The 12481-nt window shown below is 72.7% G+C and carries 9 protein-coding genes, 1 pseudogene and 1 riboswitch; of the genes and pseudogenes, 6 read left to right on the forward strand and 4 right to left on the reverse strand.

Features of this window, described 5'->3' with window-relative positions:
* Positions 1-159 precede the first annotated feature (159 nt).
* Together EEJ42_RS40240 and EEJ42_RS40245 are read left to right on the forward strand one after the other, a co-directional pair.
* Positions 160-957 carry a carbon-nitrogen hydrolase family protein gene (locus tag EEJ42_RS40240; RefSeq protein WP_123107100.1) on the forward strand — a complete coding sequence of 266 codons (798 nt, stop codon included), beginning with the start codon at positions 160-162 and terminating at the stop codon, positions 955-957.
* Positions 958-1016: 59 nt separating this feature from the next.
* Positions 1017-2726: a flavin monoamine oxidase family protein gene (locus EEJ42_RS40245; RefSeq protein WP_123107101.1), complete on the forward strand. Its 1710-nt coding sequence runs from the start codon at positions 1017-1019 to the stop codon at positions 2724-2726.
* A gap of 6 nt (positions 2727-2732) precedes the next feature.
* Here the strand turns inward: EEJ42_RS40245 and EEJ42_RS40250 are convergent, their stop codons facing one another.
* A complete protein-coding gene (locus EEJ42_RS40250) occupies positions 2733-3434 on the reverse strand; it encodes a DUF5995 family protein (protein ID WP_184503497.1) in 702 nt (233 codons plus the stop codon).
* Between the two features lie 86 nt (positions 3435-3520).
* A complete protein-coding gene (locus EEJ42_RS40255; protein WP_123107103.1) occupies positions 3521-4405 on the reverse strand; it encodes an NAD-dependent epimerase/dehydratase family protein in 885 nt (294 codons plus the stop codon).
* A 133-nt stretch (positions 4406-4538) separates the two neighbouring features.
* On the opposite strand from EEJ42_RS40255, the gene EEJ42_RS40260 reads away from it, so the two are divergent.
* Positions 4539-5393: a helix-turn-helix transcriptional regulator gene (locus EEJ42_RS40260; protein ID WP_123107104.1), complete on the forward strand. Its 855-nt coding sequence runs from the start codon at positions 4539-4541 to the stop codon at positions 5391-5393.
* A 744-nt stretch (positions 5394-6137) separates the two neighbouring features.
* Here EEJ42_RS40260 and EEJ42_RS40265 read toward each other — a convergent pair.
* Complete coding sequence (locus tag EEJ42_RS40265) at positions 6138-7526, reverse strand: uracil-xanthine permease family protein (RefSeq protein ID WP_123107105.1); 1389 nt, start codon at positions 7524-7526, stop codon at positions 6138-6140.
* A 172-nt stretch (positions 7527-7698) separates the two neighbouring features.
* Here EEJ42_RS40265 and EEJ42_RS40270 point away from each other — a divergent pair, with 172 nt between their 5' ends.
* Positions 7699-9165, forward strand: coding sequence for an FG-GAP repeat domain-containing protein (locus EEJ42_RS40270; RefSeq protein WP_123107106.1), 1467 nt, complete (start codon positions 7699-7701; stop codon positions 9163-9165).
* 10 nt (positions 9166-9175) lie between these two features.
* Here EEJ42_RS40270 and EEJ42_RS40275 read toward each other — a convergent pair whose 3' ends face one another.
* The gene (locus EEJ42_RS40275; protein WP_123107107.1) at positions 9176-10378 is read right to left on the reverse strand and encodes an MFS transporter; all 1203 of its coding nucleotides are present in this window, start codon (positions 10376-10378) and stop codon (positions 9176-9178) included.
* Between the two features lie 171 nt (positions 10379-10549).
* Here EEJ42_RS40275 and EEJ42_RS40280 point away from each other — a divergent pair, with 171 nt between their 5' ends.
* Positions 10550-11854: an alginate lyase family protein gene (locus tag EEJ42_RS40280; RefSeq protein WP_184503498.1), complete on the forward strand. Its 1305-nt coding sequence runs from the start codon at positions 10550-10552 to the stop codon at positions 11852-11854.
* A 115-nt stretch (positions 11855-11969) separates the two neighbouring features.
* A riboswitch (FMN riboswitch) is annotated at positions 11970-12100 on the forward strand.
* A gap of 100 nt (positions 12101-12200) precedes the next feature.
* Positions 12201-12481, forward strand: a pseudogene (locus tag EEJ42_RS53455) (hypothetical protein); the annotation flags it as partial.

The raw sequence follows: 12481 nt of genomic DNA on the forward strand, positions 1-12481 counted from the left end.
AGCGGCTGTTGCCGCTCCGGCCCCGGCGCAACGAATCGCCGTACCGGGCCGAAAACCCGTAACGGATCCACGGCGAGAGCGCAACGATCGCGGCTTGTCGGCCGTTCTCGGCGCAACGTACCGTTTTCTGCGTACGGTCACGTCTCCCCAGAGGTCTCCATGCCGCCGCTGCGCACCGCCCTGCTCCAGAGCTCCGGTCACCCCGGCGACCCCGCCCGTAACCTCAAGGCCCTCGACGCCGCCGCCGAGCGCGCCGCCGCGGACGGGGCCGGGCTGCTGGTCACGTCCGAGATGTTCCTCACGGGCTACGCCATCGGCGACGGTGTGCACCGGCTGGCCGAGCCCGCCGACGGGCCGAGCGGCCGCGCCGTCGCCGAGATCGCCGCCGAGCACGGCATCGCCGTCCTCTACGGCTACCCGGAGCGCGCCGGGCAGGCCGTCCACAACTCCGCCCGTCTGGTCGGCCCGGACGGCACCCCGCTCGCCAACTACCGCAAGACCCACCTCTTCGGGTGCTTCGAGAACGACTGGTTCACCCCCGGCGACACCCCCGTCGTCCAGGCCGAGCTCGGCGGGCTGACGATCGGCATCATGATCTGCTACGACGTGGAGTTCCCGGAGAACGTCCGGGCCCACGCCCTGGCCGGGACCGATCTGCTGCTGGTGCCGACCGCGCAGATGCACCCCTTCCAGTTCGTCGCGGAATCCCTCGTCCCGGTGCGGGCCTTCGAGAGCCAGATGTACATCGCGTACGTCAACCGCAGCGGCCCCGAGGGCGAGTTCGACTTCATCGGGCTGAGCTGTCTGGCCGGGCCCGACGGCACCATGCGCGCCCGGGCCGGGCGCTCCGAGGAACTCGTCCTCGGCGACGCCGACCCCCGGCTGCTGGCCACCTCGCGCCGGATCAACACGTATCTGCGCGACCGCCGCCCCGGGCTGTACGGGTCCCTCGGCTGAGACCCCGCCCCCCGCCTTCCCCCCTCACCCTCGCTCGATCCGCAAGGAGTCCGTACCCGATGACGTCCACGGTGCCCACCGCCGTCCATGACGAGCACGAGTCCGCGCACACCGACACCCTTCCGCCCGTCACGATGTTCGGCCCGGACTTCCCGTACGCCTACGACGACTTCCTCGCCCACCCCGCGGGCCTCGGCCAGATACCGGCGACCGAGCACGGCAGCGAGGTCGCGGTCATCGGCGGCGGGCTGTCCGGCATCGTGACCGCGTACGAGCTGATGAAGATGGGCCTGCGGCCCGTCGTGTACGAGGCCGACCGGATCGGCGGACGGCTGCGCACCGTCGGCTTCGAGGGCTGCGACGGGGAACTGACGGCCGAGATGGGCGCGATGCGGTTCCCGCCGTCCTCCACCGCGCTCCAGCACTACATCGACCTGGTCGGCCTCACCACCGAGCCGTTCCCCAACCCGCTGGCCCCGGACACCCCCTCCACCGTCGTCGACCTCAAGGGCGAGTCCCACTACGCCCGCACCATCGACGACCTGCCGCAGGTGTACCGGGAGGTCGCGGACGCCTGGAACGCCTGCCTGGAGGAGGGCGCCGACTTCTCCGACATGAACCGCGCCATCCGCGAACGCGACGTCCCGCGCATCCGCGAGATCTGGGCGAAGCTCGTGGAGAAGCTCGACAACCAGACGTTCTACGGCTTCCTCTGCGACTCCTCGGCCTTCACGTCCTTCCGCCACCGGGAGATCTTCGGCCAGGTCGGCTTCGGCACCGGCGGCTGGGACACCGACTTCCCCAACTCCATCCTGGAGATCCTCCGCGTCGTCTACACCGAGGCCGACGACCACCACCGCGGCATCGTCGGCGGCAGCCAGCAGCTCCCGCTGCGGCTGTGGGAGCGCGAGCCCGAGAAGATCGTCCACTGGGCGCAGGGCACCTCGCTGTCCTCCCTCCACGACGGCGCGCCGCGCCCGGCCGTGACCCGGCTGCACCGCGCCGCGGGCGACCGGATCGTGGTGACGGACGCGAACGGGGACATCCGCTCGTACGGGGCGGTCGTCTTCACCGCGCAGTCCTGGATGCTGCTCTCCAAGATCGACTGCGATGACTCGCTCTTCCCGATCGACCACTGGACGGCGATCGAGCGCACCCACTACATGGAGTCCAGCAAGCTCTTCGTGCCCGTCGACCGGCCGTTCTGGCTCGACAAGGACGAGGAAACGGGCCGGGACACGATGAGCATGACGCTCACCGACCGGATGACCCGCGGTACGTACCTCCTGGACAACGGCCCGGACCGGCCCGCCGTCATCTGCCTCTCGTACACCTGGTGCGACGACAGCCTCAAGTGGCTGCCGCTGTCCGCGAACGAGCGGATGGAGGTCATGCTGAAGTCGCTGTCGGAGATCTATCCGAAGGTCGACATCCGCAAGCACATCATCGGCAGCCCGGTCACGGTGTCGTGGGAGAACGAGCCGTACTTCATGGGCGCGTTCAAGGCCAACCTGCCCGGCCACTACCGCTACCAGCGGCGGCTGTTCACCCACTTCATGCAGGACCGGCTGCCGGCCGATCAGCGCGGCATCTTCCTCGCGGGGGACGACATCTCCTGGACCGCGGGCTGGGCCGAGGGCGCCGTACAGACCGCGCTCAACGCGGTGTGGGGCGTGATGCACCGCTTCGGCGGCGCCACCGATCCGGGCAACCCGGGGCCGGGCGACGTGTACGACGAGATCGCGCCCGTCGAACTCCCCGAGGACTGAGCGCCCTCAGCCGCCGGACGGCAGGGGAGTGAGCAGACAGCGCCCGACGAGCCCCACGCTCTTGTCGATCCGCTCCGCGAACTCCTCCACCAGCTCCGGCAGGCCCCGCAGTCCCCACAGGGCGCGGAACGCCGACCATGCGGCGTCCCGCGCCTTGTCCAGGCTCCACGAGCCGACCAGATGGGTCAGCGGATCGGCCGCTTCCAGCAGATCCGGGCCGGGCATCAGCTCCTCCCGGATCCGCTCCTCCAGCCCGGCCAGCAGCGCCCCGACCCGGTCGAAGTCGCCCTCCAGGGCGGCGGGTTCCGCGCCCCGGGACCGACAGGTGTCCACCAGCGCGAGCGCCAGGTCATGCCCGATGTGGGCGTTGATCCCGGCCATCGCGAACTGCACCGGACGGACGGCGGGGTGGCCGCGCAGCTCGAACAGCGGCCGCCAGCAGGCCGGTGGCCGCCGCCCGGCCACCCCCGCGTCGACCGCCGCCAGATAGCGGGCGGCGAACCGCACGTCCAACTCCTCGGTGGTGGCCGGGTCCTGGAAGTAGCCGGTGCCGAGGCGGCGGCCGACCTCCTCGGTGACCGACAGATACACCCGGTTGAAGACCGCCACCCCGTCCTCGGGCGGCAGCGCCGCGCCGAGCGCGCTCATGCGCGCCACGACGCTCTGCACGGTGCGCGGCGCATCCAGCCGCTGGGCGGGCATCGTCATGGGGACAGCGTGGCAGCGCGCGCCCCTGGTCGGCAGCTGGTGTGCCGTCACATCCCCCGGACGGCGCAACGGTTCGGTGCGGACCGTTACAGCGCGCCCGCGTCGTAGGCCGTCCACATCGTCGGGTACAGCGGACGCCAGCCCAGCTCCTCGCGCAGCCGCCGGTTGGAGGTGCACCCCCACCAGGTGTCGCCGTCCGTCCGCTCGGTCAGGCCCTCGGGGAGCGGCGCCCCGAGGATCTGGTGCAGCTCGACCATGGTCGCCGGGGCGTCGTCCACGATGTTGTACTTCCGCCCCGACACCGAGCCGCCCGCCGTACCGCCGGGCGCGCGCAGCAGCCGCAGCAGCGCCTGGGTCACATCCGCGTGGTGGACCATGGCCAGCCGCTGGTTCCCGGCCCAGGTACCGCCCAGCTGGAGCGATTCGGCCAGATGCGGATCGCCGTCCCCGTACACAAAGGCCAGACTGCCGATCCGCAGGTCGAGACCGTGCTTTCGGTGCAGTGCCAGCAGCTCGCGCTCGGCCTCCGCCTTCGAGGCGGGGTACGCGCCCCACAGCACGCCGCCGGGCACGCTCTCGTCGTCCTCCACCAGCGGCCGCCCGCGCGAGGCGCCGTACGTGAGATTGGTGCTGACCTGGACGAACCGGCTCGTGCCCGCCTCCACCGCGGCCCGTCCCAGCGCCACCGCTGCGTCCCGGTTGACCGCCCACGCCTCCTCGTCCGGCACCCCGCGGAACGCCGCCGCGATGTTGACCACGGCGTGCGCCCCGTCCATGGCCTTCCGCAGGTCCTTCTCCTCGCGCAGATCACCCACCGCGACCTGCGCGCCGAGCGCCGCGAACGGCGCGCCCCGCTCCTCGTCGCGGACCAGCACCCGTACCTCGGTACCGGACCGGGCCCCCTCCAGCAGCCGCTTCGTGAACCGCTGCCCCACGCGTCCCGTCACACCCGTCACCAGAATCAACGGCATTGGATCATCCATCCTTCGCTCCTGATCGCTTGGTGGTCAGCCTGCGCCGGGCGGTGGAGCGACGGGAGAGACCTCCCTATCCAGGGATCGGCAGACCCTGGATACGGAACGGCCGCGGCGCGACGATGGAGCCGTGCACCGTACGGAACTCGCGGACTTCCTGCGCCGCTGCCGCGCCCGCCTCGGCCCCGCCGACGTCGGGCTGACCCCCGGCCCGCGGCGGCGCACGCCCGGGCTGCGCCGGGAGGAGGTCGCCCAGCTCACCGGCATGTCCCCGGACTACTACACCCGGCTGGAACAGGCCCGCGGCCCGCGCCCGTCCCGCCACATGCTGACCGCGCTCGCGCGTGCGCTCCGGCTCACCGACGACGAACGCGACCACCTCTTCCACCTGGTCGGGGAGGAACCGCCGCGCGACCGCACCACGTCGGGGCACGTACGCCCCGGGCTGCTGCGGGTCCTGGACCGGCTGTACGACACCCCGGCGCAGGTGATCACCGACTGGGGCGATGTGCTGGCGCAGAACGCGATGGCGGCCGCCCTGGTCGGCGACATCTGCGCCCGCCCGCCGGGCGACCGCAACATCGTCCGGAGCTTCTTCCTCCGGCCGCCGCAGGACTCCGGCTCCGGGCTCTTCCCGACCGAGGACATGAAGGAGCACGCCCGCATTCACGTGGCCAGCCTCCGCGCCGTGGTCGCCGCCCGCCCCGACGACCCGGGCCCGGCGGCCCTGGTCGCCGAACTGCGCGCGGCCAGCCCGGAGTTCGCGGCGCTGTGGGAGACGCACGAGGTCGCGGTGCGCCGCTCGACCGTCAAGCGGTTCGTACATCCGGTGGTGGGGGAGCTGGAGCTGGACTGCGAGGTCCTGCTGAGCGCGGAACACGCCCAGCGCCTGATCGTCCACACGGCGGCCCCGGGCACGGAGTCGGCCGAGCGCCTGGAACTGCTGCGGGTGGTGGGCCTCCAGGACCTGACCCCCAGCGGCTGACCCGGGGGGCCTGATCCCCCACCCCGCCGCTTCCCGAACTCGGGGACACCCCGGCCCCCGCCCGGCACGGAGCGCCCCGCCCAGCGCCCCAGCCGCCGTTTTGGGCACCGGCGCCGGGGCGCCGTCTCCGCCCCGCCGGGCGGTGTGTTCGGGTGTCCCTAAAGTCGTCTCAGGGCAGCGGCAGCCCGCCGCGCCAGCGGCCACCTCCCAGCGGCTGAGCCCCAGGGCTGGATCCCCCACCCCGCCCCTTCCCGAAACCGGGGGCACCCCGTGCCCCGGGCTGGGTGGTGTCCCGGCCGCGTCGAGAAGACGGCGGGCCCCGGTTGGGGCCGTGATCCGAGCTCCGTCCGCGCTGCCCCGTGGCGGAGCTGTCGCGTGCGCGGCTCGGGATGAGCGTCCGGCGGCCATGGCACCGCGCCGGGTGCCGTCCGTCGGCACGGTCGTATCGGGTCAGCCCGTGGTGTCGGGGGCGCTTCCCGGACGGAATCTGGGCCCCCGCAGCCGCCCTACGAGGGCGTCCGCGTGGCGCGCAATGGTGCCGGGGTCCGGGGTGTCCCCGGTTTCGGGGAGGGGCGGGGCTGGGGACAGGGCCTACGACGCGCCGTCGTCGTAGGCGCTGCCCCGTGCCGTTCTGCGCCGGGTCTGCGGGGCCCGGCGGGGCTCTGCGGGCGAGTAACCGCGCAGCACCCGCGCCGGGGCCCGGGGTGTCCCCGGTTCGGGAGGGGGCGGGGCCGGGGACAGGCCCTACGACGCGCGGGTGTCGTCGTCGTACGTGCTCGTCCCCGCGTCCAGCAGCGGTTCCCGCGACGGCTTCAGGTGTTCTGGCGCCAGCGCCCGCAGCGCGTGATAGCCGACGATCACCACGATCGTCCCGAGCGCGATCCCGCTCAGCTCGAAGTTGTCGCTGATCTTCAGGTTCACGCCCCCGACGCCGATGACCACGCCCGCCGCGACCGGCACCAGGTTGAGCGGGTTCCGGAGGTCCACGTCGTTGTGCACCCAGATCTGCGCACCGAGCAGCCCGATCATGCCGTACAGGATCACCGTGATGCCGCCCAGCACTCCACCCGGCACCGCCGCCACGACCGCGCCGAACTTCGGGCACAGGCCGAAGAGGAGGGCGAATCCGGCCGCGGCCCAGTAGGCGGCGGTGGAGTAGACGCGGGTGGCGGCCATGACGCCGATGTTCTCGGAGTACGTGGTGGTGGCCGGGCCGCCGACCGCGGTGGACAGCACGGTCGCGGCGCCGTCCGCCGCGATCGCCGTGCCGAGCTGGTCGTCCAGCGGGTCGCCGATCATCTCGCCGACGGCCTTCACGTGCCCGGCGTTCTCGGCGATCAGCGCGATGACGACCGGCAGCGCGACCAGGATCGCCGACCAGTGGAACTCGGGCGCGTGCAGGGACGGCAGCCCGACCCAGTCGGCCTTGGCGACGCCGGACAGGTCCAGCCGCCAGTGGTCGGTGACCTTGCCGCTGCCACCGATCGAGTGGATCGTGCCGAAGGCGCGGTCGAAGACCCAGGAGATCGCGTAGCCGAAGAGCAGCCCGAGGAAGATCGCGATGCGCGACCAGAAGCCGCGCAGACAGACCACGGCCGCCCCGGTGACCAGCATGGTCAGCAGCGCGGTCCACTGGTCGGCGGGCCAGTACGTCGAGGCGGTCACAGGCGCGAGGTTGAAGCCGATCAGCATGACCACCGCACCGGTCACCACGGGCGGCATCGCCGCGTGGATGATGCGCGCCCCGAACCGCCGTACCGCGAGCCCGCTCAGCAGCAGCGCGCCGCCCACGACCAGGATCGCCCCGGTGACGGCGGCGCTGCCGCCGCCCTGCGCCCGGATCACCGCGGCCACCCCGACGAACGACAGGCTGCACCCCAGATAGCTGGGCACCCGGCCGCGGGTGGCCAGCAGGAACAGCATGGTCGCGACCCCGGACATCATGATCGCGAGGTTGGGGTCGAGGCCCATCAATACGGGGGCGACGAAGCTGGCGCCGAACATCGCCACGACATGCTGCGCGCCGAGGCCCGCCGTCCTCGGCCACGACAGCCGTTCATCCGGCCGGACGACGGCTCCGGGGGCGGGGGTGCGCCCGTCGCCGTGCAGGGTCCAGCGCACGCCGAGGCCCATGACTGCTCCACTTCGGTTTCCGTCGACAGGGGGATCGGAGCAATGTTAGTTGGCCGAAAACGCGCCGCTCGGCTCTCGACCGCCCCCACAACCGCACAGTTGATCGACAACTGGGCAACAGTCTCGCCGCCGCCCTGGAGTTGGCGCCATAAGGGGTGTGAGGGTCACGCGCATGGCATCTCGATCCACCTCCCGCGCTCTCGTCGTCGGCGCTCTCTGCCTGGCCCTCGCGCCGCTCACCGGATGCGGCCCGGACGGCGGCGGCGAACCGTCCTCCTCCAAGGAGCACACGGGGCAGCCCAGCGCTCCCGCCGAGAGCCGGGCACCGGGCCGGGGAACGGGGTCGAAGGACCCGGACGACCTCAACGGGGACGGCCACCGCGACCTCGTGGTGCCCGCCGCGGCCCCGGGCGATCCGGCGCAGGCCGGCCGTGACGAGCGGGTCGCGGTGATCTACGGTTCGGCGAAGGGACTCGACCCCGCGACGCACACCGTCCTCGGTCGCCGCGACCTGGGCCTGCCCGCCCCGCCGACGAACCCCCCGCCGGGCCCCGGAGAAGCCGAGTCCGTCGCCGAGAAGGACGTGACCACCGCCGACCTGGACGGCGACGGGTTTTCGGACGTCGTCGCGACCGTGGCGGTGGGGAAGGAAGTGGAGGACCGGAACATCATCTCTTCGCGGTCCGGCCCGTACGTCACCTGGGGCGGACCCGACGGGCCGCGCAAGGGTGCCGGGGCGACCCCGGTGCGGCTGCCGGAGAGCGCGTCCAAGCTGGGCGTGACCTCGGTGGTGCGCGGCGATTTCGACGGCGACGGCCACCACGACCTCGCGGGGCTCGCCCAGAACCACTCCTCCGCGGTGGTGCTGTACGGCCCGTTCACCCGCTCCGGCGAGGCGAAGCGCACCGACACCTCCCTGCCGTGGACGGACGGGGACCTGGTCGCGGACGACATCGACCCGTCCGGCAATACCCGCCCGACCTCCCTGCTGGTCCATGCCATCAGCGACGGCGAGCAGTCCGGCAACACCCTCCACCCGGCCCGCCGCGGCAGCGGCCTGTCCGCCGAGGGCAGGAAGCTGCGTGCGGGGAACGCCCACGCCTTCGGCGACTTCGACGGCGACGGGCAGCGCGACGTGGCCATCGGGGACGACGGCTCCCGCAACGACGAACCGGGCAACGAGACCGAGCCGCCGGACGTCGGCGGATCGCTGGCCCTGTACCCCGGCAGCGGCGGCGCACCCGTCACGCACCGGCTGCCGGAGGCGCCCAAGGGTGCGAGCACCGACTACGGGCCCGGCGGGTTCGCGGCCGCCGACCCGGACGGCGACGGCCGCGACGGCGTCCTGGTCGCCACGTACGAGGGGGCCACCCTCATCGACGGCGACAAGCGCACCCGGGTCACGCGGCAGGGGCCCGCGAAGGCGGACGGCGAGAAGACGCCCGCGAAGTGGCGGCACGCCCGGCCCGCGGGCGCCGCCGACTTCGACGGCGACGACAAGGACGAACTGATCCTGAACTGGGGATCCGGCACCCTGTTCGGCACCTACGGCGAGCAGCCCACCCACTGGTGGATCACCGATGGCACCGGCTCCCGGGACAAGACCTCCTTCACGACCACGACATTCGTGACCCGCTAGGCGTGAACGACTAGGAGGCCGTCGTGTCGGGGGCCCGGTCCGCCCGGCCGGGCTCGGCGGCGGTGTCCGGGGTCGCCGAGGCGGCCCGGCGCAGCACCCCGGCCCCGACCACCAGCCCCAGCGCCAGCGCCGTGACCAGGCCGAACGAGGCGGTCAGCGAGGTCATGTCGGCGATCGAGCCGATGGCCGCCGGGGCGATCAGACCCGAGGTGTACGTGATCGTCGCGACGCCCGCGATCGCCTGGCTCGGGGCCGGGCCGCTGCGCCCGGCGGCGGCGAAGGCGAGGGGGACGACGACGGCGATGCCCAGGCCGATGAGGCCGAATCCGGCGATCGCCTGCGCCGGGCCCACGGCGGTGACCACGAGCACGCCGCCGAGCGTGGCCAGCACGCCGCTCGCGCGTACGGTCCGCACCGGACCGATGCGGCCCACCACCGCGTCACCGGCGAACCGGGCCGCGGCCATCATGCAGGAGAAGGCCGTGGTACAGGCGGCGGCGACACCGGGGGAGGAGTCCAGCACCTCGCGCAGATAGACCGCCGACCAGTCCAGGCTCGCGCCCTCGGCGAAGACCGCGCAGAACCCCACCGCGCCGATGACCAGCGCGGACCGGGGCGGCAGGGCGAAGCGCGGCGGCGGGTGCTCCTCGGGGGCGCTGCGCAGGTCGAGGACCCACCGGCAGGCGACGGTGCCCAGCAGCGTGAGCACGGCGGCGGCGATCCCGAGGTGCACCCGGGCGTCGGTGTCCGCGTGGGCGGCGACCGTGCCCGCCGCCGAGCCGAGCAGCGCTCCCGCGCTCCACATGCCGTGCAGCCCGGACATGATCGACCGGCCGAGCCGTTCCTCGATCTCCACGCCGAGGGCGTTCATGGCGACGTCGGCCATCCCGGCGGTCGCCCCGTACACGAAGAGCGCCCCGCACAGCCACACCGGGCCGGGGGCGAGCGGGGGCAGGACCAGGGCCAGACACCACAGGGCGATCAGCCCGCGCAGCGCGGCGCGGGCGCCGAAGCGGTGGCTGACCGCCCCGGCCAGCGGCATCGCGCAGGAGGCGCCGATGGCGGGGAAGGCGAGGGCGATCCCGAGTTGTCCGGCGCTGATGCCCAACTGCTCCTGCACCCAGGGGATACGGGTGGCGAAGTTGCCGGTGACCGCGCCGTGGACGGCGAACACCGTGGCGACGGCCAGGCGGGCGCGCCGTACGTCACTCATGGGCGGCTTCGTACCGCTGCTCGTCGCTGCTCATGTGCGTACTCTGCGCATGCTCCGGGGGTCGGCTCAAGGCTATTTCGGCGCGATCTCTTGTCGTGGTCATGATCCATCCTTAATCTGACCTCCAATCTCGATTCTGAATTCGGTTCAGATATCTGATTGGAGTGCCCGATGGTTGCGACTCCAGCGGAGCGCGGGAGACCCACCCGCGCGATCGTCGCTCTCGCCGCCCTGCTCCTCCTCCTGGCCGCCCTGGCGACGCCGTCCGCCCACGGCGCCGAGCGCGGCCGATGGCCCGGCCGGGTGCCGGACACGGTGGTCCTCGACGGCCCCCGACTGGCCCTGACCAAGGTGAAACTCCAGCTCGGAGACCGAGCGCTGAAGCGGACCCTGCGCGATCTGACCACCCAGGCCGACCAGTGGATGACCCAGGGGCCGTGGACCGTCACCGACAAGGACCAGGTGCCACCCAGCGGTGACAAGCACGACTACTTCAGCCAGGCCCCCTACTGGTGGCCGAGCAAGCCCAAGACCGACGACAATCCGTATGGCTGCCCGTACGTTCAGAAGGATGGCCAACGCAACCCCGATGTGGACAAGATGACGGACCGTCCCGAGGTCGGGAAGGTCTTCGAATCCGCCTACGAGCTGTCCCTCGCCTGGTACTACACCGGCAAGCGCGGCTACGCCGAGCACGCCGCCGACATCCTGCGCACCTGGTTCGTCACCCCGGCGACCCGGATGAACCCCAGCCTGAACCACGCCCAGTTCATCCCGTGCATGTACGACGGCCGCTCCATCGGCATCATCGACTTCTCCCAGGGCTTCACCAGCCTCCTGGACGCCGCCGCCATCCTCGACACCGGCGCCCCGGGCTGGACCAAGGGCGACCACGCGGGCTTCCGCACCTGGAACAAGCAGTTCCTGGACTGGCTGGTGAACAGCGACTTCGGCAAGGAGGAGAGCGCCGCCGGCAACAACCACGGCACCTTCTCCGACATGCAGATCGCCGCCATCGCCACCGCCGTGGGCGACCGCGGCCTCGCCCGCACGGTGCTGCGCGAGGCCCGGACCAAGCGCATCGACACCCAGATCGCGGCCGACGGCAGCCAGCCCCAGGAACTCGCCCGCACCCGCAGCTTCCACTACTCCACGTTCAACCTCGTCGCCTACACCCGGATGGCGGCCATCGGGCGGCACGTCGGCGTCGACCTGTGGCACTACACCGGCCCCACCGGCTCGAACCTCTTCAAGGCCGTCGACTTCCTGCTGCCCGCCGCCACCGGGGCGACGCCATGGCCGTACCCCGATCTGGAGTTCAAGGCGTACGCCGCGAGCGACATCGTGCACGCGGCGGCCGACGCGGGCGACCGCCGGGCCCGCGCGGCCCTGCCCAAGCTCCAGGCCCCGTCCGGCGGCGACCTGTGGGCGCTGCGCCCCGCGGTCGAACAGCTCGACAGCATCGCGCAGGGATGAGGCCCGGCGCCGCGCGGAGATGAGGCCCGGGGCCGGGTGGGTGAGCCAGCCCACACCGGCCCCGTCTCCCACCTGCGCTGATTGCCGTGGCACACTGAACCCGTACCAGTGACGTCAGCGCACTCCGGGGTCGGTGAAAATCCGAACCGGCGGTTACAGTCCGCGACCCGTCCGCCGCCAGCGGCCGGTTGACCAGGTGAAATTCCTGGACCGACGGTGAAAGTCCGGATGGGAGGCAGTGCGCGGCGGTAGCGACATCACCGGTGCGCCGTCTTCGTGGCGACCGCGTTTCCTGCGCGGGCCGTGCACAGCGATCCCGGCGCCCCGGCGGCGGCGTTCCCGTTCCATGTCGTTCCGACAGCCCCGGAGTCCGTGCCCGAAGAGGCAGGAGGACCCGGTGGCCCCCGCAGCCGAAGCAGCGGCAACCGCAGCGGCCGAAGACCGCGCCATGCGCCGCGCCGTCGCGCTCGCCGCCCGCGGTCTCGGCCACACCAGCCCCAACCCCGTCGTCGGCTGCGTCATCCTCGACGCCGAGGGGCAGCCGGTCGGCGAGGGCTGGCACCAGCGCGCCGGCGGCCCGCACGCCGAGGTGCACGCCCTGCGCGCGGCGGGGGAGCGGGCCCGCGG

Source organism: Streptomyces botrytidirepellens, from assembly GCF_003721215.1.
Taxonomy (GTDB): Bacteria; Actinomycetota; Actinomycetes; order Streptomycetales; family Streptomycetaceae; genus Streptomyces; species Streptomyces himastatinicus.